The sequence below is a fragment of the Acidimicrobiales bacterium genome, assembly GCA_041394245.1.
Lineage (GTDB): Bacteria > Actinomycetota > Acidimicrobiia > Acidimicrobiales > Aldehydirespiratoraceae > JAJRXC01.
The window spans coordinates 387,506-409,216 of sequence record JAWKIR010000004.1 but is presented as its reverse complement, the minus strand read 5'-3'; the positions used below and the strand labels follow the sequence as shown (position 1 = coordinate 409,216).

General features: G+C 69.4%; 21 protein-coding genes. 11 read left to right on the top strand and 10 right to left on the bottom strand.

Annotated elements, in window-relative coordinates; genetic code table 11:
* The first annotated feature begins 25 nt into the window (after positions 1–25).
* Positions 26–1,852 carry a 1-deoxy-D-xylulose-5-phosphate synthase gene (gene dxs, locus R2707_20760; GenBank protein ID MEZ5247533.1) on the top strand — a complete coding sequence of 609 codons (1,827 nt, stop codon included), beginning with the start codon at positions 26–28 and terminating at the stop codon, positions 1,850–1,852.
* A gap of 8 nt (positions 1,853–1,860) precedes the next feature.
* Here the strand turns inward: dxs and R2707_20755 are convergent, their stop codons facing one another.
* The 3 genes from R2707_20755 to R2707_20745 form a co-directional block, all read right to left on the bottom strand.
* Positions 1,861–2,898 (bottom strand): hypothetical protein, encoded by a 1,038-nt coding sequence (locus tag R2707_20755; GenBank protein ID MEZ5247532.1) that lies wholly within the window; start codon positions 2,896–2,898, stop codon positions 1,861–1,863.
* A 77-nt stretch (positions 2,899–2,975) separates the two neighbouring features.
* On the bottom strand, positions 2,976–3,617 hold the full coding sequence (locus tag R2707_20750; protein ID MEZ5247531.1) for a NifU family protein: 642 nt from the start codon (positions 3,615–3,617) through the stop codon (positions 2,976–2,978).
* A 27-nt stretch (positions 3,618–3,644) separates the two neighbouring features.
* The gene (locus R2707_20745; GenBank protein MEZ5247530.1) at positions 3,645–5,393 is read right to left on the bottom strand and encodes an ABC-F family ATP-binding cassette domain-containing protein; all 1,749 of its coding nucleotides are present in this window, start codon (positions 5,391–5,393) and stop codon (positions 3,645–3,647) included.
* Between R2707_20745 and R2707_20740 the strand changes: the two genes are divergently transcribed.
* The 3 genes from R2707_20740 to R2707_20730 are packed head-to-tail and all read left to right on the top strand — an operon-like array spanning position 5,394 to position 7,289.
* Positions 5,394–6,182, top strand: coding sequence for an SGNH/GDSL hydrolase family protein (locus R2707_20740; protein MEZ5247529.1), 789 nt, complete (start codon positions 5,394–5,396; stop codon positions 6,180–6,182). It begins immediately after the preceding gene.
* Positions 6,183–6,211: 29 nt separating this feature from the next.
* Positions 6,212–6,916, top strand: a complete 705-nt coding sequence (locus tag R2707_20735) for a crotonase/enoyl-CoA hydratase family protein (protein ID MEZ5247528.1) — start codon at positions 6,212–6,214, stop codon at positions 6,914–6,916.
* Between the two features lie 37 nt (positions 6,917–6,953).
* Positions 6,954–7,289, top strand: coding sequence for a glutaredoxin domain-containing protein (locus R2707_20730; protein ID MEZ5247527.1), 336 nt, complete (start codon positions 6,954–6,956; stop codon positions 7,287–7,289).
* Between the two features lie 13 nt (positions 7,290–7,302).
* On the opposite strand, the gene R2707_20725 is transcribed toward R2707_20730, so the two are convergent.
* On the bottom strand, positions 7,303–8,202 hold the full coding sequence (locus tag R2707_20725; GenBank protein ID MEZ5247526.1) for a transglycosylase family protein: 900 nt from the start codon (positions 8,200–8,202) through the stop codon (positions 7,303–7,305).
* A gap of 134 nt (positions 8,203–8,336) precedes the next feature.
* Here R2707_20725 and R2707_20720 point away from each other — a divergent pair, with 134 nt between their 5' ends.
* Both R2707_20720 and R2707_20715 read left to right on the top strand, forming a co-directional pair.
* The gene (locus R2707_20720) at positions 8,337–9,344 is read left to right on the top strand and encodes a ferrochelatase (protein ID MEZ5247525.1); all 1,008 of its coding nucleotides are present in this window, start codon (positions 8,337–8,339) and stop codon (positions 9,342–9,344) included.
* A 106-nt stretch (positions 9,345–9,450) separates the two neighbouring features.
* The gene (locus R2707_20715; GenBank protein MEZ5247524.1) at positions 9,451–9,759 is read left to right on the top strand and encodes a hypothetical protein; all 309 of its coding nucleotides are present in this window, start codon (positions 9,451–9,453) and stop codon (positions 9,757–9,759) included.
* A gap of 1 nt (position 9,760) precedes the next feature.
* Here R2707_20715 and R2707_20710 read toward each other — a convergent pair whose 3' ends face one another.
* The 3 genes from R2707_20710 to R2707_20700 are packed head-to-tail and all read right to left on the bottom strand — an operon-like array spanning position 9,761 to position 13,146.
* Positions 9,761–11,239 carry an MFS transporter gene (locus tag R2707_20710; GenBank protein ID MEZ5247523.1) on the bottom strand — a complete coding sequence of 493 codons (1,479 nt, stop codon included), beginning with the start codon at positions 11,237–11,239 and terminating at the stop codon, positions 9,761–9,763.
* Between the two features lie 21 nt (positions 11,240–11,260).
* The gene (locus R2707_20705) at positions 11,261–12,442 is read right to left on the bottom strand and encodes a HAMP domain-containing sensor histidine kinase (protein MEZ5247522.1); all 1,182 of its coding nucleotides are present in this window, start codon (positions 12,440–12,442) and stop codon (positions 11,261–11,263) included.
* Positions 12,439–13,146: a response regulator transcription factor gene (locus R2707_20700; GenBank protein MEZ5247521.1), complete on the bottom strand. Its 708-nt coding sequence runs from the start codon at positions 13,144–13,146 to the stop codon at positions 12,439–12,441. Before R2707_20700 ends, R2707_20705 begins: the two co-directional genes overlap by 4 nt.
* Before the next feature lie 86 nt (positions 13,147–13,232).
* Between R2707_20700 and R2707_20695 the strand changes: the two genes are divergently transcribed.
* Genes R2707_20695 through R2707_20680 form a run of 4 tightly spaced genes read left to right on the top strand, consistent with a single transcriptional unit; the run spans position 13,233 to position 16,853 of the window.
* Entirely contained in the window at positions 13,233–14,450 is a 1,218-nt protein-coding gene (locus tag R2707_20695; GenBank protein MEZ5247520.1) for a DUF1800 domain-containing protein, read from the top strand.
* Positions 14,447–15,754: a DUF1501 domain-containing protein gene (locus R2707_20690; GenBank protein MEZ5247519.1), complete on the top strand. Its 1,308-nt coding sequence runs from the start codon at positions 14,447–14,449 to the stop codon at positions 15,752–15,754. Before R2707_20695 ends, R2707_20690 begins: the two co-directional genes overlap by 4 nt.
* A 45-nt stretch (positions 15,755–15,799) precedes the next feature.
* A complete protein-coding gene (locus tag R2707_20685; protein MEZ5247518.1) occupies positions 15,800–16,588 on the top strand; it encodes a ParA family protein in 789 nt (262 codons plus the stop codon).
* Positions 16,578–16,853 (top strand): hypothetical protein, encoded by a 276-nt coding sequence (locus tag R2707_20680; protein MEZ5247517.1) that lies wholly within the window; start codon positions 16,578–16,580, stop codon positions 16,851–16,853. The genes R2707_20685 and R2707_20680 overlap by 11 nt, the downstream gene beginning before the upstream one ends.
* Positions 16,854–16,879: 26 nt before the next feature.
* On the opposite strand, the gene R2707_20675 is transcribed toward R2707_20680, so the two are convergent.
* The gene (locus tag R2707_20675) at positions 16,880–17,788 is read right to left on the bottom strand and encodes a PD-(D/E)XK nuclease family protein (protein ID MEZ5247516.1); all 909 of its coding nucleotides are present in this window, start codon (positions 17,786–17,788) and stop codon (positions 16,880–16,882) included.
* A 52-nt stretch (positions 17,789–17,840) separates the two neighbouring features.
* On the opposite strand from R2707_20675, the gene R2707_20670 reads away from it, so the two are divergent.
* Entirely contained in the window at positions 17,841–19,190 is a 1,350-nt protein-coding gene (locus R2707_20670) for a YhjD/YihY/BrkB family envelope integrity protein (protein MEZ5247515.1), read from the top strand.
* A 25-nt stretch (positions 19,191–19,215) separates the two neighbouring features.
* Here the strand turns inward: R2707_20670 and R2707_20665 are convergent, their stop codons facing one another.
* Both R2707_20665 and mnhG read right to left on the bottom strand, forming a co-directional pair.
* The gene (locus tag R2707_20665; protein ID MEZ5247514.1) at positions 19,216–21,264 is read right to left on the bottom strand and encodes an ATP-binding protein; all 2,049 of its coding nucleotides are present in this window, start codon (positions 21,262–21,264) and stop codon (positions 19,216–19,218) included.
* Between the two features lie 104 nt (positions 21,265–21,368).
* Positions 21,369–21,701 (bottom strand): monovalent cation/H(+) antiporter subunit G, encoded by a 333-nt coding sequence (mnhG, locus tag R2707_20660; protein ID MEZ5247513.1) that lies wholly within the window; start codon positions 21,699–21,701, stop codon positions 21,369–21,371.
* Between the last annotated feature and the right edge of the window lie 10 nt (positions 21,702–21,711).

The following is a 21,711-nucleotide window of genomic DNA, read 5'->3' as shown; positions in this document are numbered from 1 at the left end:
GGCACGCGTGCCCGTGAGGAAACACATGTTGCTCGACGCCGTCAACGGCCCCGAAGACCTCCAAGGACGGAGCTACGCCGAGCTCGACGATCTCGCCGAGCAGATCCGCCACGAGATCATCGACGCCGTCAACGAACACGGCGGCCACCTGGGCTCCAACCTCGGCGCAGTCGAGCTTACGATCGCGCTGCACCGGGTGTTCCGGTCGCCCCACGACGTGATCCTCTGGGACACCGGACATCAGGCCTACGTCCACAAGATGCTGACCGGCCGAGCCCGCGACTTCCGGACCCTGCGCCAGACCGGCGGCCTCTCCGGCTACCCGTCGCGAGCCGAGTCGGAGCACGACTGGATCGAGAACAGCCACGCGTCGACGGTGCTCTCGTACGCCCACGGGCTCGCCACGGCGTTCCACGCCGGCGATGCGCGGCGTGAGGTCGTCGCCGTCATCGGCGACGGCGCGCTCACCGGCGGTATGGCCTTCGAGGGGCTCAACAACCTCGGCCACAGCGGACGCGACGTGGTGGTCGTGCTCAACGACAACGGCCGCTCCTATGCACCGACGGTCTCGAAGCTCTCCGAGAGCCTCGTCAAGATCCGCAACAACCCGACCTACATGCGGCGCCAGGCAAAGATCGAGGAGATCGCCGAGCGCATCCCGTGGGTCGGCGAGCAGATCGGGCGCGGTGTCAAGATGTCGAAGGCCGCGATCCGCGAGATGTGGGAGCCGTCGGCCTTCTTCGAGGATCTCGGCGTGCGCTACATGGGGCCCTTCGACGGCCACGACATCGCGTCGGTCGAGGAAGCGCTCGAGAACGCGAGGGAGTTCGAGGGCCCGGTCGTCGTCCACGTCCTCACCCAGAAGGGTCGGGGGTACGCACCGGCCGAGCAGGACGACGTCAAGAACATGCACGACACGGGGTCGATGAAGGAGGGCAGCTACACCGCTGCGTTCTCCGAGACGCTCGTGAAGCTGGGTGATCAGCATCCCGAGCTCGTCGCGATCACCGCGGCGATGCCCGATTCGACGGGACTCCTCCCCTTCCGCGAACGCTTCCCCGACCGCTGTATCGACGTCGGCATCGCCGAGCAGCACGCGGTCACCGCAGCGGCGGGCATGGCGATGGGCGGTCTCCGCCCCCTCGTCGCCGTCTATGCAACATTCCTCACGAGAGCGTTCGACCAGGTCAACCTCGACGTGGGGCTCCACGGGCAGCCCGTGATCTTCTGTCTCGACCGGGCCGGCATCACCGGCCCCGACGGCGCCTCGCACCACGGCATCCTCGATCTCGTCCTGCTCACCAAGGTCCCGGGCATGACGGTCTTCGCACCGTCGAGCTATCAGGAGATCCAGCAGATGATGGAAGACGCCATGGGCCTCACCGACGGACCCGTCGCCATCCGCTGGTCACGGGGCAAGGCGACCCATGTCCCCGACAACGAGGTCGGATCCGGTCTGCGGGCTCGCCGGCTCCGCTCGGGCGACGGCTCCGTGGCCCTGCTCGGCTTCGGCCAGATGCTCGGCGCCGCACTGGGCGCCGCCGACCTGCTGGCGGCCGACGGCATCGACGCGACCGTCTATGACCCCCGCGTCGTCACCCCGCTCGACCCCGCGATGATCGACGACATCGCCGATCATCGCCTCGTCGTGACCGTCGAAGACGGGTTGCGCATCGGTGGTGCCGGCGCCGGCGTTCGTGATGCTCTCGGTGAGCGCGGTGCCGAGTGTCGGGTCCGAGTGCTCGGCGTCCCCACCGAGTACATCCCGCACGGCGACCCCGACGAGATCCACGCCGGGTTCGGCCTCGATGCCGCCGGCATCGCCGCCGGCGTGCGGGCGATCCTCGGGTAGCTCCCGAATCAGTCGAACAGACCCGACGCCTCGAAGAACTCGACCATCTCCTCGGTGCGATCCTCGGTCGGCTCGGGAGCGACCGGCAGGACCAGGTCCGGATCGGCGACGAATCGCGTGAAGAGCGACTGCGTCCAGACGGTGTCGGCAACGGCCTCCCGGGCCGCGCGGGCCTCGCTCGGCGTGGCCCCGAACAGGGCGGACGCGCGGTCGTCGGCGAACAGGAACTCATAGAGCGGTGCGATGTCCATCTCGTACTCGAGGGTCGACAGCAGGCCCGCTTCGACGGTGACGACCACCTCGACGTCCTGACTCTCGTAGAAATCGACATAGACCGCGGCCAGAGCCTCCGGATCGACGTCGAGGTTGAGCGCCATACCGGCCGACGTCGCTCGGGCCATGTCCTCCACGTCGGTTCCCAGTGCCGTGTTGACGGCAGCGATCGACGCCGTTCCCACATAGGTGCCCGGTCGTTCCTCGTCGGCACTCACGTCGCGCAGGGCCGCCGGCAGTGTCTCGGCCAGCGATGCCAGATCGAAGGTTCCACCCCCCAGTGCGCCCACCACCTCCTCGTTTCCCATCGCACCGAGCGCGCCTGCGTCGACGGAGAACACACCCGGCCGGTAGGGGCCGAGCTCGCCGAGCGGGTTGAGTGCCTGAAGCCGCTCGTAGCTCGTCGTGTCGAACACGAACCGGTCGGCGGAACCCCACATCTCGATCTCGAGCGGCCCTCCCACGCCTTCGGCGACGGGGCCGAGCAGGCTCACGAGGTCGACGATTCCATGGAACCCGTCCGGCGTGACCTCCGAAACGGACCCCGGCCGCTCACGGTCGAGCGCCGTCGAGGTTTCGATCCCCAACGCACTCGACGAGATCGTCTGCGCAGTCGACACCTCGATGCGGTACGAACTCGCCTCCGCGGCTCCGGTCAACGCCGCACCCAGGGTCTCGACCGCCGAGGTCTCGGTGCGGCTGCCTCCGTCCCCGCAACCCACCAACGCGAGCGCCAACACCAAGAGGACCGAGAACCGCCGAATCTGCCGCATGCATGGCACCCTAGCAATTCTGTCGGCTCGCAGTGCTGTCGGCACGTGGGAACCGCCGGGCCGAGGCCCTACCGCGCTCAGCTGTAGTAGGGGTTCTCGCCCTGGTCGTGGTCGGTCGTGTCGACCACTTCGGTGATCTCGGGGACCGCCTCGAGAATCGCCTTCGTGATGCCCTCGCGCAGCGTGGCGGCGCTCATGGCGCACCCCTGACAACCGCCGCCCATCGTGACGAAGGCCTTCTCGCCCTCGACCCCGACGAGTTCGGCGAATCCTCCGTGCGACGCCAGCGCCGGGTTGATCCGCTCCGCGAGCAGCACCGTGATCTTGTTGGCTGCATCCCCCGTCAGCTCCAACTGGCCGAGGTCGCCGAGCGGATTCGGACGGTTCGGGTTGCGGATCACGAGGCCGCCCTGACCGGCGACCGACGGGAGATCGAGCGTCGCTCCGGTGAGCGCGGCGACGCTGGCGGCGGGAACGATGACCGTCAGGCCCTCGTGTTCACGAACAAAATCCTCGTCGTCGGCCTCGGCGATCGGCTCGAGCGAGAGGTCGTAGGTGTAGTCGACCCCGGATGCACCGGTGACCTCGACCCGTAGGCCGAGCAGCTCGCCATCGTCCTCCTTGGCCCGGATGTCGAGCACGGTGGCCCGGGCCGCATCGGTCACGATCAGCACCTCGGTGGCGCCGGCTTCTGCCTCGGGGGTGGCGGTTTCAGACATGGCGCCCATGGTACCGACGCCGCTTCGTCATCGGCTTTCGAGCTCCTCGGAGAGCTCGAGCCATCGCTCCTCGACCTCCGCCACCTCGCGGTCGCAGGCCGCGATCGCCTCACCGACCGCTGCCAGGCGCACATGGTCGGTGCCGGCCTCGGCAAGATCACCGTCGAGCCTCGCCCGCTGCTTCTGGAGCGTGCTCAGCTGCTTCTCGGTCGCCTTCAACTCGTGGCGGATCGTGCTGTGGCTCCGCCCGCCGGATGCCGGACGCGCCTGTTTCGATGCCCGTTCGACCGGGGTCGACGACGCCACGCTGCCCCGGTTCCCGTGGGTTCGTCGGTCCTGCAACCACTGCTCGTACCCACCCGGCCACCGCTGGGCGCGACCGTTGTCGATGACGAGCACGTCGTCGACCGTCCGGTCGAGGAACGTCCGGTCGTGACTCACCACCACCACCGCGCCCGGCCAGTCGTCGAGGAAGTCCTCGAGGGCCCGGAGCGTGTCGAGGTCGAGATCGTTCGTCGGCTCGTCGAGCAGGAGGACGTTGGGCTTGTCGGCCAGCGTCAACACGAGCTGGATCCGGCGCCGCTCCCCGCCCGACAGCAACTCGATGGGCGAGCGCTGGGTGTCGGAGTCGAACCAGAACCGTTCGAGCAGGGCGATGTCCCACCAGTCGGGTTCGGCCCCGTCGCCGGCCATGAGATCACGGACCCTCGCCTTCGGCGGCAGGTCTCGGCCCCGCTGGTCGTGCAGCCCGATCTGCGCGGTCGGCCCCACGACGATCTCGCCGGCGAGGGGGGCACGGCGTCCCGCCAGCACGTCGAGCAGCGTCGACTTGCCGCTGCCGTTGGCACCGACGATGCCGAGGCGGTCGCGGCGGTCCAACAGCAGATCGAGCCCTTCGACGAGCGGCTCGGCACCCTCGAACCCGACCGTGACGTCGTGCAGTTCGATGACCTGGTCGCCGAGCCGGGGAGTGCCCTTGTGCAGTTGGGCGAGGTCGAGGTCGCCTTCGCGCGCCGCCGCCTGGGGGCCACCCTCGATCAGTTCGTTCGCCCGGTCGATGCGGGACCGACTCTTGCGGGTCCGGGCCTTGGCTCCTCGTCGCAGCCACGCGAGCTCGCGTCGAGCCAGGTTGCGGCGTGTCGACTCCGATGCCGCCGCCCGTTCCTCTCGAGCGGCCCGCCCCTCGAGATAGCCGGCGTAGCCACCGTCGTGGAGATACGCCGACCCGCGGTCGAGCTCGAGGATCCTGGTGGTGAGGGCGTCGAGCACTGCTCGGTCGTGGGTGACGAGGACCAGTCCGCCCCGGAATGCCGACAGCTCGTTCTCCAGCCATTCGATGGCATCGACGTCGAGATGGTTGGTCGGCTCGTCGAGCACCAGCAGGTCGGCGTCGGCCACGACGGCTTGGGCGAGCGCGACGCGCTTCTCCTGGCCACCCGAGAGTTCGGCGGTCGATCGGTCCATGAGGTCGCCCACGCCGAGACGATCGAGCGCGGCCTCGCCGCGCCAACCGGCGCCAACCGCGTCGCGCACCGTTCCGGGCACCAGGCGGGTGACCTGGTCGACCACGGCGATCGAGACCTCGCGGCCCCGACGGATCGTTCCACCCTCGGGCTCGCGTGTTCCGGCGATGACCGAGAGCAGCGTGGACTTGCCGGTACCGTTGATCCCGACAACCCCCAGTCGGTCGCCGGCCGACACGGTCACCGACACGTCGCTGAAGAGCGACCGGTTCGGACGACTCATGCTGACTCGATCGAGGTCGACAAGGATCACGTGGCGCAGACTAAGCCTCCGACGGACGAACCCGATCACCACCGAGGCGATCACCACCCCGTGATCGCCGCGCTCCACGAGCGCGAGCCGTGGGCGCCGCGCCCGTTCACCCGCACGATCAGCGCGGTCAGCGGCGGCACCCGCGCCGTTGCAGCCCAGGTCAACCCGCGCGAAGCGGAGTGGCGCGAGATCGCCCAGTCGGCACTCACCGGAAGTCACCCGGTCTGGGTCGTACTCGGCGACTCCATCGCCCAGGGCGTCGGCGCGACGTCGCTGTCGCGGAGCTGGGTCGCACGTATCGCCGGCGGTCTCGCTGCGGACGGCCGCCCGCACGGGATCATCAATCTCAGCCGCTCCGGCGCCCGCAGCCATCAGGTCCGACGCGATCAGCTGCCGCTGCTCGAGCAGCTCGAACAGACGCCGAGCCTCGTCACCTGCGGGGTCGGATCCAACGACCTCATGCGCAACCCACACCCCCCGTCGGTTTCGGCCCGCGTCAACGAGTTGATCGACGAACTCCCCACCCACGCGATCGTGTCGACCCTCCCGGCGCCGTCCGTGAGCCCTTCGGGGCGATGGGTCAACCGATCGGTACGGCGCACGGCTGCGCGTCGGGGCATCGCGGTCGCCGATGTGGTCCCCCACCTCGTGACCGGTCGGCGGGGCTGGGCATCGGACCGGTTCCACCCGAGCGACGCGGGCTACGGCGCGTGGGTCGCCGCCTACTGCGAGGTGCTCGACCTGGATCCGGAGTCGATCCCCGACGAGTACGACCCTCGGGCCGACTGACGGCGGCGTCGACCGCTATCGTCGCCGCCATGACTACCCACGACACCGTCTCCTTCGAGATCGCCGACGATCTCGCCGTGATCCGCATCGATGACGGCAAAGCCAACGCCCTCGGCCACGCGACGATGGACGGCATCAACGCCGCCCTCGACGCCGCCGCCGACGCCAAGGCTGTCGTGCTGTTCGGACGCGAGGGGAAGTTCAGCGCCGGTTTCGACCTCACCGTGATGAAGGAGGGGCCCGAGGCGGCCCAGGCGATGGTCAGGAAGGGCGCCGAGTTGTGCCTGCGGCTCTACGGCTTCCCTGCCCCCGTGCTCGCCGGCTCCGACGGCCACGCCCTCGCCGCCGGCGCCGTCGTGTTGCTGTCGTGCGACGTGCGCATCGCCACCGACTCCCCCGGAAAGGTCGGCCTCCCCGAGACCACCATCGGTATGCCGCTGCCGATCTTCGCCACGGAACTCGCTCGTGAGCGGCTGTCCCGGCGTCACTTCACCGCGGCGACCCTGCTCGGCACCGTGTACTCCCCGACCGACGCCGTCGACGTCGGCTTTCTCGACCGAGTCGTCCCCGCAGCCGAGATGGAGTCGACCGTGCTCGAGCTCGCGCGGGGGCATGCCGACGCGCTGAGCCCGTCGGGGTTCGCAAGGACCCGCAAGAACGCTCGCCAGGCGATGATCGATCTGGCCCATCGGTCGCTCGACGAAGACATGTCGGCGTTCACGGTCAAGCCATGACGGGAAGAAACCCGACGTTCAACCGGTTCTGGTCGGCATGAACGACGCGAAGATCACCGGGGTCGACTTCTACTGGCGTCCGGGGTGTGGCTTCTGCATGATGCTCGACCGCAGCCTGAGCAAGCAGGGAGTCCCCATGCACAAGCACAACATCTGGGACAACCCGGCCGATGCCGCCACCGTGCGCCAGTGGGCCAACGGCAACGAAACGGTCCCGACCGTGGTCGTCGACGGGGTCGGCCTCGTCAACCCGTCGGCCGACGACGTGATCACGGTGTTGTCGGAGAAGGCTCCGCACCTCGTGCCCGACGGGTGGGAGCCACCACGCCCCGGCCGTGTCGCCGGCGCCGCCCGCCGCCTTCTCGGCGGCTGAGCATCACCTCCGGCTACCGCAGGTGGTAGCCGCACTCGGGCCACGGCGCGTCCCCGCGGCGGGCGTAGAGCTCTCGAGCGCGGGCGTCCTGTTCTGCGGGAGGAGCGGCCGCCGGATCGCCGGTGCCGCCGACCGTCTGCCAGGTCGCGTAGTCGAACTGGTACGCACCGCGATACGCACCCGTCGGCGAGGTCGCCCGATAGTTGTTCGTCGACTCGCAGAACCGCAGCATCTCCCACTTGTCGGCCGGCGCGATGCCGTAGGGGCCTTCCTTCATGGCGATCGCGGCGCGGTCCCAGGCGTCGGCGAGCGGTTGGAGCTCACGGGTCTCGGCGATGCGGGGCTCGATCGCCGCGATCTCGAGCTCGAGCGAGGCGATCTCGGCACGGAGCCGTTCCGCGTTCTCGATGCTCTCGCGCACTTCGTCGCTGGCCTCGGCCTCCAGGTCCCGGAGGCGTTCCAGGGCCTCGTGCGACGAACCGGCATGGTTGCGCAGCAGGTGTCGACGCCAGCTCAGATCCGAGACCGAGGTGACGTTGACGAGGAACTGCAGCTCCCCCATGTCGCCGCCGGAGACGAAGGCACGCACCGCCACGGTTCGCAGGTGGTCGGTCGCCGCTTCGATCTGTGAAGCCAACCGCCGCTGATCGTCGTCGAAGCGACCCCGCTCCTCGAGGACGGCAGCGAGATCCGACTCGGCTCCGCTGAGCGCCGTCAGGAGTCCGTCGCGCTCGTCCGAGAGTCGACTGATCTCCTGCCGTACCGCTTCGCCGGTGGGAATGCCGTTGCGCAGCTCCTCGATCTCGTCGGCCGAGGCGAACGAACCGAACCCGAGCAGGGTGGCGACGGCGGAGGCGACGAGCAGCCCACCGAGCCAGCGGTGTCGACGACGGGGAAGCGAGAGCGAATGCATGACGGAAGACCCGTGGGCGGACACGCGTGCGCGCCGACGGACGTCGGATCGCACTCCACCCGGAGGACCCGAGGACCCTAGCCACATCGACGCTCCGAACGAAAGCCGCGGCCACGCTCGGTAGCCTCGGGCGTGTGACGGATTTCGATGCCGTGTTGGTGGTGTCGTTCGGGGGCCCCGAGGGTCCCGACGACGTGGTCCCGTTTCTGCGCAACGTGACCCGTGGTCGCGACATCCCCGACGAACGGCTCGCCGTCGTGGGCGCGCACTATGCGCACTTCGACGGGATCTCGCCGATCAACGAGCAGTGCCGACGCCTCGTCGCCGCGCTCGACGAGGAGCTCCGCCGGTCGGGCGACCCCCTTCCCGTGTACTGGGGCAATCGCAACTGGCATCCGTACCTGGCGGCGACGGTGCAGCAGATGGCCGACGACGGGGTGACCCGAGCGCTGGCGATCGTCACCAGCGCCTACAGCTCGCACTCCGGTTGTCGCCAGTACCTCGACGACATCGAGAAGGCCAGGGCGCAGGTGGGTGCGTCGGCGCCGGTCATCGAGAAGGTGCGGCACTATTTCGACCACCCGGGTTTCGTGGAACCGTTCCGCGACGGGGTCCGCACGGCGATCGATCGGCTCGGCCGGGCCACGCCGCTGGTGTTCACCGCGCACTCGATCCCCACCGCGATGGCGGCAACGTCGGACTACGAAGCACAGCTGCGGGCAACGGCCGAATTGGTCGCGTCGGCCGCACCGGAGTCTTCTTGGACGCTCGCGTGGCAGAGCCGATCGGGACCGCCGACCGTCCCCTGGCTCGAACCCGACATCAACGACCATCTGCGCGACCTCGCCGCGCACGGAACCGATGCCGCCGTCATCGTCCCGATCGGGTTCGTCTCCGACCACATGGAGGTGGTCTGGGACCTCGACACCGAAGCCCGGGCGACGGCCGACGAGCTGGGGATTCGTATCGAGCGGGCGGCGACGCCGGGTACGGGCCCCGATCCCCGCTTCGTCGCCATGTGGGCCGAACTCGTCGCCGAGCGGCTCCACGCGTCTCCCCGGCGGGCGCTCAGCGCACTTCCCGAGCGTCCGAATCCCTGTGCCGAAGGATGCTGCCCCTCGGGTCGCCCGTCCGGGCGATGACCCACCTGTGCTGATCGCGCGGCAAGCGGGGGATCCACCGCTCCCCGCGCGAGGATTCCTATCCTCTCCACAGAGTTGTCCACAGGCTGCTTTGGGGAGGCACCGGGTGAACCACACCAGGATCGCGGCAGAGGCGTTGCGCTACCGCCTCAACCTCGTGCGTCGGCCGCTGGTCGACGACAGCGCCTGGGACCTCGACCAGATGGCCGGCCAGTCCGTGAGCGCCGCCGACCCCCGCGTCGACAGCGCGATCCGCCGGATCGCCACGGCATGGGTGCGGGCCGGCCTTCCTCCCGAAGCCCTCTGCGAGCCCTGGACCGGCGACGGCGTCGACGCCATGTTCCACCGTTCGCCCGAACTGGTCGACGCGCTCGACGACATCGTGCGCGTCGCGACGCGCTCGCTCGCCGCCTGATTCAGTCGTCGTTGGTCTCGCGCAGGGGAAGCTGCGGAATCGTCAACGCCGCGATCAGCGAGAGCACGCCGCCCCATGCGGCGATCGTGAACACGTCGGTGACCGCGAGGCGGAACGCATCCGCCACCAGCGCCTCGATCTCGGGTTCGAGTCCGCGGATGACATCGATGTCGCCGCGTAGATCGTCGATGTCGAGCCCGGCGAGACGCTCGCTCGGCACCAACCGCTCCAGATGGTGCGACAGCCGCCCGACGAAAAGTGCGCCGGCGATGGCGACGCCGAAGGCCTGTCCCGTGTTGCGCGAGAACATCGCCATTGCCGACACCACCCCCACATCACGGTGCGGCACGGCGTTCTGCATCGACAGCATGAACACCGGGGACCCGGCGCCCATCCCGAGGCCGAGGAGGCCCGTGCCGATCCACACCACCGTGGTCGCGGGGTCGGGACCGAGCGACGACAGCACGAAGTAGCCGGCGGCGAACACCGCCGACCCGAGGGCGGGCCAGATCCGATAGTGCCCGGTTCGCACCACCAGCCGGCCGACGATCGTGCTCGTGATCGCGATGCCGAGAGTCGTGGGGAGCAGGGCGAGCCCCGCGGCGGTACTCCCGACGCCGGTGACCACCTGCAGCATCAACGGCAGGAAGGCGACCGCCATGAAGTTCACGGTGCCGATGAGGAAGGTCGTCGCCGCGCTGGCCCGAACCACCGGGATGCGCAGCAGCGAGAGGGGCATCACCGGATCGACGGAGCGGAGCTCCTGCAGCACGAATCCGACCAGGAGGGCCGCACCGCCCACGAGTCCGACGAGCACGACCGGATCGCTCCACTCGAGCAGGTCCCCGGCAACCGACACCGAGAACACGAGGGCGCCGTACGACACCACGAGCAGGACCGCGCCCGGGAGGTCGAACGAGCGCACCTCCCCCGTGGACCGACTCGGGAACGCGTCGCGCACGAACCAGATCGACATCAGCCCGAACGGCAGGTTGACGAGGAAGATCCATCGCCAGCTCGCGTGCTCGGCGAGCGCGCCACCGAAGACCGGGCCGAGGAACGACGCGATGGTCCAGACCGTCGGTGTGATCCACGAATAACGCCCCCGCTCCCGAGGAGGCACGAGATCGGCGACGACGGCATGGGTCTGGCTGAGGATGCCGCCACCTCCGAGACCCTGTGCGATGCGGCTGATCACCAGCACGGGGAAGGACCATGCGAACCCCGCCAACATCGACGCCAACGTGAAGACCGTGACCGACGACAGGAACACGGTACGCCGCCCGTGCAGGTCACCGAGCTTCCCGTAGACGGGCACCGACACCACCAGCGCGAGCTGGTAGGCGACGAAGAGCCACGCCACCTGGTCGAGCCGTCCGAGGTCTCCGGCGATCTCGGGCGCGGCGGCGCCGAGCGCCATGAGGTCGAGCGCGGGAAGCGCCATGGCCAAGATGAGGCCGGCGAGGACGCGTCGGTTCACGGGTTCGGTCGGTTCATCGGGTCAGGCGATCGTGTGACGGGGCAGGAGCACGCGCACGAGTGCACCACCTTCCGGCCGATTCGTCACTTCGATGCGTCCACCGTGGGACTCGACGATGCGCTTCGCGATGGCGAGCCCGAGCCCACTCGAGCCCCCGGTGTCGCCGCGACGGAACCGATCGAACACGTGGGGAAGGATCTCGGGGTCGAAGCCGGGCCCGTCGTCGACGACGTCGAGCACCGCCCACCTCTCGTAGGGCGAGGTGGTGAGCCACACGTGCGACGCCCTCGCGACGGCGTTGCGGGTCAGCGTCTCGAGCACCTGGCGGACCAACCCGTAGTCGGCCTCGACCACGAGCGCCTCTCCGGGCATCGCCTCGATCACCGTGTGGTCCGCTCGGATCGCGGCGGCGACCTCCTCGGTCAGGAGATCGAGCCGAAGGGGCGCCAGCCGGGGCTTCGCCTGGCCCGCCTCGAGCCGGGCCAGCTCGAGAAGCTCGGCCACGCCGGTTCCCGCCCGCTCTGCGGCGGCGCGGATCTCTTCGAGCGACCGCCGGTAGTCATCACCGTCGCGGGGCCGAGACAGCGTGTGACTGGCCGACGCCTGGATCACGGCGAGGGGGGTGCGCAGCTCGTGAGCCGCGTCGGCGATGAAGTCGCGCTGTTGCTGTTGCGCCGAACGTGCCGGACGCAACGACCGCCCCGCCACCCAGTACCCGGCGACGGCCGCCACGGCGGTGGACCCGATCGCCGCCAGCCAGATGCGCAGCCGCGTCGATGACGCATCGCTGTCGAACTCGGTGAGATCGAGGGCGGTGACGAGGGTGCGGGCGCCATCGTCGCCGAGGGGCACCGCGTACGACAGATAGGTGACACCGGCGAAGTCGAACCGTCCGAAGCTGGGCCAGCCGTAGGCCTCTTCGGCGATCGTGTTGAGCGGCGGCTCGACCCACACGTCCCCGAGGGGATCGTTCCAGCCTTCGTCCACGCTGACGATCCATGTGTTGCCCGGGGCCGAACCCTCGGGTGGGTCGAAGTTCTGCAGCCCCAGTTCCTGCACGACCCGCTCCGCCTGCCGTTCGGCCGAGTCGTAGATGCTGTCGGTGGCGGTTCGGACCGCGTACCAACTGATCGCCCCGACGGCGACGGCCGAGAGCAGCCCGTAGATGATCGCGAGGTGGAGTCGGGTGCGATGGAGGTTCACGGGGCGGCGTCGGGGTCGGGGCGGGCGTCGCGGGGCGGATCACCGATGCGGTAGCCGGCGCCCCGGACCGTGGTGAGCGGGTCGGGGCCATCAGGGCTCGCGAGCTTGCGACGAAGGTTCGCGATGTGGACATCGACCACGTTGGAGAGGCCGTCGTAGTTCGCGTCCCAGACGTGTTCGAGGAGCTGTTCCCGGGTCACCACCTCACCGGGATGGCGCAGCAGGAACTCGAGGAGGGCGAACTCTCGGGCGGTGAGCGGCACGGTGACGGCGCCACGCCAGGCGACACGCGATGCAGGATCGAGGCGCACGTCGGCCACCTCGAGAACCGGCCGGTGTGCCTCGGGTGGGCGGCGCAGCAGGGCGCGGATCCGGGCCGTCAGCTCCGGGTAGTCGAACGGCTTGGTGAGGTAGTCGTCGGCGCCGGCGTCGAGACCCGAGACCTTGTCGGACAGACCGTCACGAGCGGTCAACACGAGGACCGGCAGATGCCGACCGCTGGCCCGGATCTCCCGACAGAGGTCGAGTCCGCTCCCGTCGGGAAGGCCGAGATCGAGGATCAGCAGGTCGTAGTCGTTCACGTCCAGCTGGAAACGGGCGTCGAGGAGCGTCGCCGCCGCGTCGACCGCGTAGCCGTCCTCGCGCAGGCCCCGCTCGACCACCGCCGACAGCGACGTGTCGTCTTCCACGAGGAGCAGGCGCATCGTCCCAGTCTGGCCCGGGATTCGTGAAGGTGACGTGAAGGCCGGCTTCATGTTCGCTCCATGCAGTCATCCGTACGGTCTGCTCCATGGAACGACACGAGGCCGTGGCCCACCTTCTTCGCCGCACCACCTTCGGGCCCCGGCCGGGTCAGGTCGAGCGACTGGTCGATCGCGATCTCGACGACGTGATCACCGAGATCGTCGACGACCGGGGCGATCGGGCAGAGGGTGCGGCCGCGCCTGATCTCGACGCCGACGACGAGCTCGTCGTCTGGTGGCTCAATCGACTCCGCGATCCACGCGCCGGCCTCCACGAACGCATGGTCTGGTACTGGCACGGCCACTTCACCACGAGTCTGGCCCAGGTCACGGCCGACATGATGTGGCAGCAGCACCTGCGGATCCGTCGCCACGCGCTCGGCAACTTCCGTGACCTCACACGCGAACTGCTCACGGACGCGGCCATGCTCGTGTACCTCGACGGGTCCGGATCCCGAGGCGAGGAGCCCAACGAGAACCTCGCCCGGGAGCTGATGGAACTCTTCACGCTCGGCGTCGGCAACTACACCGAGGACGACGTCAAGGCCGCGGCGCGGGCGCTCTCCGGATACTGGGTCGACTGGGAGACCGCCGAAGTCCACTTCGAGGCGGCCGATCACTACGACCGCCCCGTCCGCTTCCTCGGCGAGCGGGCCCACTACGACGTCGACCGCGTCGTCGAGGCGCTCCTGGACCAGCCGGCCTGTGCCCGCCACGTGGCGGGACGTCTGCATCGGCACCTGGTGGGACTCGATGCCGAGCCGGCGCAGCTCGACCGACTCGCCGCGGTCTTTCGTGCGCACGATCTCGAGATCACGCCCCTCGTCGAGGCGATCCTGCGGTCGGACGCGTTCGCGGGGGCGAGGCGGACACGCACTCGCCAGCCGATCGAATGGCTCGTGGCCGCCCTCCCGGCCCTCGGCGCCGACGATGCCGAGATCGATGTGTGGTCGCTCTCGGTGGCCGGACAGCTCCCCTTCCACCCTCCGAACGTCGCCGGTTGGCCCGACGGTGACCGGTGGGTCGACGGCAGCCAGGTCCTGAACCGGATCAACCGGGTACTCGACCTCGGATGGCAGGAGGCGATCGACCTCGAGGTGGAGCCCGATGTCGACACCGTCCTCGCCCGATGCGGCATCTGGGACGTCTCCCCGACCACCCGTGCCGTGCTCGACGACGCGATCCGGCGACAGTCCGAATACGACCGCGGCCTCGAACTGCTCTTCGCACTGACCCTGACGTCCCCCGAGTTCGCACTGGCATGAGCATCACCGCACCCCCTCCCACCACGACCGACGGACCGTCGCGCCGACAGGTGCTCGGCCTCCTCGGCGCCGGGGGCGTGGTCGCCGCCGCGTCGGGCTACGGGGCGCTCCGCAGCATCGGTTCCGACGCCGCCGGCGGTGTCGCGACGCCTGCCGCGCTCGCAGCCCGTGGTCCCGCGCCCGACCGAGCCCCGCTCCCCGCCGGTGCCGTCGAGGGCCGCATGCTCGTCGTCATCGAGCTGAACGGTGGGAACGACGGGTTGGCCACCGTCGTGCCGGAGTCTGGTCGACTTCGGGATCTCCGACGCGGTCTGCTGCCCGACGATGTGGCGCTGACCGACTTCGTCCCCGGCACCCAGCTCCACCCGGGGCTCTCGCCGGTACGCGAACGCGGCATCGCCGTCCTCCAGGGAGTGGGTACGGCCGACCCCGACGGATCCCATTTCGAGATGGAGCGGCGATGGTGGGCCGGCGACGGCACCGGGGCCGGCCGCCGTACCACCGGATTCCTGGGTCGCCTGTGCGACGTCCTCGCTCCCGCCGCCAGCGTCGCCGGCGTGTCGCTCGGCGCCGGAGCGACCCCGGCGCTGATCGCCGACCATGCAACCACCATCGGCCTGCCCGACCCGGGGGCGGCATGGTTCCTGACAGACGACGACGATCCCTGGTACGCCAACCTGCGGCACGGGCTGCGTTCACTCGGGTCCCCGACGAACGGGGAACTGCCACGGGTCCAGCGGGCCCGTCGGGGGCTGGGTGACGCATTGTCGTTCGCCGACGTGGTGCGGTCGATCGACGACGAGACGGACCGCGGCTTCCCCGAGACGAACCTCGGGCGACAACTCCGCCTCGCCGGCGGTCTTCTCGACAGCGACATCGGGCTTCGCGTCGTCCACGTCCCGTTCGGCGGGTTCGACACCCATGGTGATCAACTCGGCGAGCACGGCCGCCTCATGGACGAGCTCGGTGGCGCCGTCGCGGCGCTACTGGACGATCTCGCGACACGCGACCTGGGCGACCGGGTGCTGATCGCCACGACGAGCGAGTTCGGTCGACGACCGGAGCAGAACGGGAGCGGAACCGACCACGGCACCGCCGGTCCGGCCCTACTCTGCGGGCCAGTCGTTCCGGGGCTCCACGGCGACGCTCCCTCGCTCGACCGTCTCGACGACGACGGCAACCTGCTCGCGACGACGATGCTCGAGGACTACTACGCCACGTTGGCGGAGTCGTGGTTCGGCGTCCCCGCCCGGGACGTACTCCCCACCGCGGCGACCCCGGCACCCGAGATCATCGCTGTCTGAACCTGCGCATGGCCGCTGAGGGGCTGCGTTGGCTACGTTGTGGCTGTGGCTGTACTCGCGGTGGTCAATCAAAAGGGCGGCGTCGGCAAGACGACCGTGGCGCTCGGCCTGGCCGCGACCGCCTGGTCGCGAGGACTCGATGCCCTCGTCATCGACCTCGATCCGCAGGGAAACGCCACCACCGGTCTCGGTGTCTGGGACCCACCCTTCAGCGTCGACCAGGCACTGGCCGAGGAACGTCCCGGCTCGATCGCCGGCCTCCGCGTCACCTCCGGATGGCCGACCGAGGGCGGCCGCCCGCCGTCGGTGGTACCGGCAACACCGGCGCTCGCCGCCCGCGAGCCGCAGCTGTTGACCGATCCGATCGGCGCCAACGACCGGTTGGCCGTTGCCCTCGAGGGCATACAACACGACGTGGTGATCATCGACTGCCCGCCGTCGCTCGGCCTGCTCACCGTCAACGGGCTCTTCGCCGCCGACCGGGCCCTGATCGTGACCGAACCCGGCGCCTGGGCCTCCGACGGTGTCGGACAGATCCTGCGCACGATCGAGCGGATCGCGGCGCGCCGCACGACGCCGCTCACGGTCGCCGGTGTCGCCGTCAACCGGCTGGGCCGCACCCGCGACGCCCGCTACTGGGACGAACAGCTCCGCGCCGACCATGGCGACATCGTCCTGCCCGCCGTCCATCTCCGCGCCGCAGTGCCCGAGGCATCGGCTGGATCGCTGCCGATCCACGCGCTCGGCCTGCGCCCCGGCGCGCAGGAAGCGGCCGCAGAATTCGACCAGCTGTTCGATCTGGTCCTGCCGATGGAGGTTGCCCATGGCGTATGACCCGCAGGCCACTCGCCGACGCCCCAAGCCCGAGGCCGACGACACCGCACCGGTCGACGCGTTGCTCGGCGCACCAACCCCGCCGACGACGGCCGAGGTCGTCGACGATCCCCCGCCCACACCGGCGGTCACCCCGGCGCCCGCCGACCCGATCTCCGACAAGCTCGTCATCAGCTCCGGTCTCGCCACGGCCATCGGCGGCCTTGCCGCACTCTTGGCGCTGCGCCACCTCTGGAGGCGCCGCCGCAAGGGCGACGACGAGTAGCAGGTCCGACGCGGTGCGGGCGAGCTTCAGCCGGCCGCTTCGAGATAGGCGGCTTCCTGCGCGGCCTTGGCCCGGTTGCGCTTCTCGACGGCCTTCGCGCCTTCGGGGCAACGATCGAGGTAGGGACACCAGCCACAGAGCGGCCCGGTGCGCGGCTCGAACTCGTCGGTCTCACACGCCGTCGTGATGCCGGCCCAGGTGCCGGCCAGCTTCTCGGTCACGACGTCGAGCTCCTTGCGGGTGACATCGATCCCCACCGGACGCTGCCCGAGATAGAGCAGCCGGGCACGGACCGGCATCTCGCCGGTGTCGGCCTCGACTGCGGCCGCGTAGAGCAGGACCTGGTCGAGACGAGGACGCCGGAACCTCGGCGACGGTGCCCTTCCGGACTTGTAGTCGGTCACCACGAGACCGTCGCCCTCACGTTCGAGCCGATCGACGATGCCGCGGAACGGCACGCCGGCGAGATCGGCCTCGATGTCGCGCTCCGTGGCGGCGACATCGACCGTTGTGGGGTCTTCGAGCTTCCACAGCCCCTCGATCGCCTGCCACGCCTTCCATCGGAAATGCCGACCCTTCGCCTCGTCGTAGCCGAGGGCGGCGTAGTCGGGCGCGGCCTCGGTCTCGGGCCACTCCTCGCGAGCGATGGCCTTCGCCGCATCGGGAGTGCGCTCGGCGGGTGGACGCTGCATCAGCAGCTCCAGTACCCGATGCGCGAAGCTCCCGGCCAACGCCGCCTCGCCGGGCGGGTCGGGCAGGCGGTCGACATAGCGATGGCGCCAACGCCGCGGGCATTGCTCGAAGGTTCCCGCACCCGACGGCGACAGGCGCGGCGGCGGAGTAGGGACGCCGACCTCACGTACACCGCCCTCGAGATCGAGCGACACGGGCTCGACGGGATCGGCGAGACCGATGGCGTCGGGGTCGAGTTCCATGCCTGTAGTTCTACCCCACGGGTGTGACAGCTGCGTCGTTACCCTGATGGGCATGTCTCGTCCCGCCGAAGCCAGAGAGCTCGCGGTGGCGCTGAAGGAACGCATCGCGCGCCACAATGCGCCGATCTTCGCAGCAGCGATCGCCTTCTTCGCCTTTCTGGCCCTGATTCCGGCCCTCACCGCCGTCATCGGTGTCTACGGACTGGTCGCCGACCCCAACGACGTCACCCGCCAGATCACCGACGCACTCTCGGGCGCGCCGGAATCGACCCGGACGTTCCTGGTCGAGCAGATGACCGGCATCGCGGCAGGCAGCTCCGGGGCGCTGGGGTTCAGTGTTGCCGTCAGCCTCGCCCTCGCCCTGTTCAGCGCCTCCGGTGCCGTCGCGAACCTCATGAAGTCTCTCAACGTCGCCTACGACCTCGAGGAGACCCGCAAGCCCTGGACCCTGCGTGGCGTCGCCCTCATTCTCATGATCGGCGGCATCGTCGTACTCGGTGTCGTCATGTTCCTCATGGCCGTGCTGCCGCCGCTGCTCGCGACATGGGGGCTCGGCGATCTCGCCCGCTTCAGCCTCAACACGTTGCGCTATCCCATTCTCGGTCTGGTCATGGCGGCGAGCCTGTCACTGCTCTACCGCCTCGGCCCCGATCACGGCGGCAACGACCGCCCGCTGTCACCGCGTCTGTTCAGCGCCGGCGGGCTCGTGGCGACCGTCCTGTTCGTCGTCCTGTCCGGCCTGTTCAGCTTCTACACGGCCAACCTCGGCAGCTACGGCGAGACCTACGGTCCGCTCGCCACCATCATCGTGCTCCTCCTCTGGTTCCAGCTCTCCGCCCTGTCGGTCATCATCGGCGCGGAGCTCGACGCGGAGCTCTCCGAGCGCGAATGGCGGGCGCGAACCGGGCTCGAAGACCCGCACACCGCGGCGACCGAAGGCGGCGAGGCGGCGGGCGCCCTCGTGGCCGCGATGACCGCCCACGATGTCGACGCGGTCCTCGCCCAATGGCACCGGCGGGGCGTGCACCGCCACCCGTTGTTCGGTGAGCTCGCGGTGCCGGCCGGGCTCCGCGAGCACCTGACCGCGCTCTTCGGCGCGCTGCCCGACCTCGAGTTCGACATCGGGTCGACGAGCGCCACGCCGACGACGGCGACCGTCCGGTACCGCATGACCGGCACCTTCACCGGGACTCCGTGGGCGGGGACGCAACCGAACGGGCGTGGCCTCGACATCGACGTCGTCGTGTTCCTGAGCCTCGAGGACGGGTTCATCGTCGAGGTCGACGAACTCTTCGACTCCGCGGCCGTCGCCGATCAGCTGGGGTTCCGACCGGGCGACACGTCACCGACGGCCCGGATCGTGCGCGGGCTCGGCCGGCTCCGGGCCCGGATCGGTCGCTGAGCGACCACCGGGGTCGGCCGGCGGGTCAGATGTCGAGCGTGGTGGCGTCGACCAGAGCGGAGTTCTTGACCAGGAAGTCGCGGCGCACACTGACGTCGTTGCCCATCAAGACGTCGAACATCCTCGCCGCATCGGCGGCTTCCTTGGCGTCGTCCATCGTGAGCCGGCGCAACGTGCGGGTCGACGGATCGAGTGCGCAATGGCGCAACTCGTCGACGTTCATCTCGCCCAGGCCCTTGAAGCGCTGCCACTTCACGTTCTCGCGCTTGCGGTTGCCCTTGCAGAGCTCGTCGGTGACGGCTTCCTTCTCCTCGTCGGAGTAGACGCGATACACCTCGTCGCCGATCTTGGTGGTGAACAGCGGGGGCTGAGCGGCGAACACCCTGCCCGCCTCGAGCATGGGCAGCATGTACTGGTGGATCAGGGTGAGCAGGAGACAGCGGATGTGGCTGCCGTCGACGTCGGCGTCGCAGAGGATGACGATGCGGCCGTAGCGAGCGTCGTCGAGATTGAACTCCTTGCCCGCCCCGGCACCCATCGCGGTGAAGAGCGCCTGGGCCTCGGCGTTGTCGAGCACCTGTTTCTGGCTCGCCTTGGCTGCGTTGACGACCTTGCCCCGCAGCGGGAGGATCGCCATCGTCTCGGAGTCACGGCCCCGCTTGGCCGGACCGGCGGCGGAATCGCCCTCGACCAGGATCAGCTCGGCGTCGGGCCCGTGGATGCGACAGTCGGCCAGCTTCTCGGGCATCCCGGTCGACCCGAGGCTCGCGGCCTTGCGCTTGTTCTCGAGCAGCGTCTTCGACTCGACCCGGTTCTGGATGGCGGTCGCCAGCTTGTCGGCGATGGCCTTGACGTGGGTCCGCGGACCGCCGCCGGGTTCGAACCATTCCTTGAGCTGCTCGTAGACGACGCGTGAGACGATGCCCTCGATGGCCGGGGTTCCGAGCTCCTGCTTGGTCTGTCCGCGGAACTGCGGCTCCGGGAAGGTCACCTTCACCGCCGCGACCAGGCCCTCCTGCACGTCCTCCTTGGTGGCCTTGTGCTTGTCCTGCTTCGCCAGCTTCGCCAGTTTCCGGTTGTCCTTCAGCACCACACTGTTGACGACCCGGGTGAGTGCCTTGTCGAAGCCCGCTCGATGGGTTCCGCCCTGGCTGGTGGGGATCGTGTTGACGAACGTGACGACCTCGGACTCGTAGCCCTTGACCCAGCGCAGGGCGACGTCGACCGTGCACTCACGCTCGACATCGGTCATCTTTCCGTTGACCGGCACCTTCTCGGTGAAGGTGTCGATGCCGTTGCAGGTGATGATCTGGCTCACGCTCTCGCCGATGGCCAGATGGTCGACCAGGTCGGCCAGACCGCCGCGCGACACGAACGAGAACGGCTCCTTGCGGCCGCCGGTTCGCTTGTCGGTGATGGAGACCTTCATCCCCGGCACCAGGAAGCACGCCTGTGTCACCCGCTCACAGATCTCGTCGACGTCGATGACGGCCTCGGGGTCGAAGATGTCGAAGTCGGGCCAGAACCGGACCCGGGTGCCGGTCTTGTTGGGGGAGATCCGCTTGATCTTCTCGAGCGTGTGACCGGCCTTGAACTTGGACCCGGTGAACTGGCCGGCGATGCGCTCGGAGAACCCGAGCACATGGGTGGCTCCGTCGCGGTCGACCTCGGCGATGAGCTTCTCCGCCAGGGCGTTGACGACCGATGCACCCACGCCGTGGAGGCCGCCCGACGACGAATAGGCCCCGCCGCCGAACTTGCCGCCGGCGTGCAACTCGGTGAAGACGACCTCGAGCGCCGACACCTTTCGCTTGGTGTGGAGGTCGATCGGGATCCCGCGACCGTTGTCGCTCACCTCGATCGACTTGTCGCGGTGCAGGGTGACATCGACCTTGTCGGCATGGCCGGCGGCAGCCTCGTCGACGGCATTGTCGATGAGCTCCCACACCAGGTGCATCAGCCCCTCCGAGCCGGTCCCCCCGATGTACATGCCCGGCCGCTTTCGCACCGCCTCGAGACCCTCGAGGGTCTGGATGGCGTCGGCGTCGTAGCCGGTGGACTTCTTTGCAGCCAAGGGATTCTCCGGGTCGCGCGCGGGCGAAGGTGGTCAGGGGCCGACCGTAGCGCCACCCGGTGACAGTTCCGGGTCTCTCCCGCTGATGGCCGCGCCGGCCGGGGTCAGAACTCGTCGAAGCGACGCTGCGACGCCTCGTCGAACGAGGTCGCATCGGCCAGTTCGGTGCCGGCTCGCCATGCGGCCCGAGCGATCAGATGCACACCGGCGGGAATGGTGATGACGGCCAACACCGCCACGAGAGCGAGCTTGAGCACCTCGCCCAACTCGGTCAGACGGAATGCGGCGCCGAGCAGGATCACCAGCAAGCCCAGGGTCGACGCCTTGCCGGCAGCGTGCATTCGAGCGAAGACGTCGTCGAAGCGATGCAAGCCGACACCGGCCAACAGCACGAAGGCCGCACCGATGGCCATGAGCGCCGCGGAGATCACATCCATGAGCACCTCC

Bases quoted from the DNA above. Each gene is read 5' to 3' on its own strand.
- R2707_20735 (MEZ5247528.1), top strand. From the start codon at position 6,212: ATGACTACCCACGACACCGTCTCCTTCGAGATCGCCGACGATCTCGCC.
- R2707_20675 (MEZ5247516.1), bottom strand. From the start codon at position 17,788: ATGGAACTCGACCCCGACGCCATCGGTCTCGCCGATCCCGTCGAGCCC.
- R2707_20670 (MEZ5247515.1), top strand. From the start codon at position 17,841: ATGTCTCGTCCCGCCGAAGCCAGAGAGCTCGCGGTGGCGCTGAAGGAA.
- R2707_20725 (MEZ5247526.1), bottom strand. From the start codon at position 8,202: ATGCATTCGCTCTCGCTTCCCCGTCGTCGACACCGCTGGCTCGGTGGG.
- R2707_20690 (MEZ5247519.1), top strand. From the start codon at position 14,447: ATGAGCATCACCGCACCCCCTCCCACCACGACCGACGGACCGTCGCGC.
- R2707_20695 (MEZ5247520.1), top strand. From the start codon at position 13,233: ATGGAACGACACGAGGCCGTGGCCCACCTTCTTCGCCGCACCACCTTC.
- mnhG (MEZ5247513.1), bottom strand. From the start codon at position 21,701: ATGGATGTGATCTCCGCGGCGCTCATGGCCATCGGTGCGGCCTTCGTG.
- R2707_20750 (MEZ5247531.1), bottom strand. From the start codon at position 3,617: ATGTCTGAAACCGCCACCCCCGAGGCAGAAGCCGGCGCCACCGAGGTG.
- R2707_20730 (MEZ5247527.1), top strand. From the start codon at position 6,954: ATGAACGACGCGAAGATCACCGGGGTCGACTTCTACTGGCGTCCGGGG.
- R2707_20680 (MEZ5247517.1), top strand. From the start codon at position 16,578: ATGGCGTATGACCCGCAGGCCACTCGCCGACGCCCCAAGCCCGAGGCC.
- dxs (MEZ5247533.1), top strand. From the start codon at position 26: ATGTTGCTCGACGCCGTCAACGGCCCCGAAGACCTCCAAGGACGGAGC.
- R2707_20700 (MEZ5247521.1), bottom strand. From the start codon at position 13,146: ATGCGCCTGCTCCTCGTGGAAGACGACACGTCGCTGTCGGCGGTGGTC.
- R2707_20755 (MEZ5247532.1), bottom strand. From the start codon at position 2,898: ATGCGGCAGATTCGGCGGTTCTCGGTCCTCTTGGTGTTGGCGCTCGCG.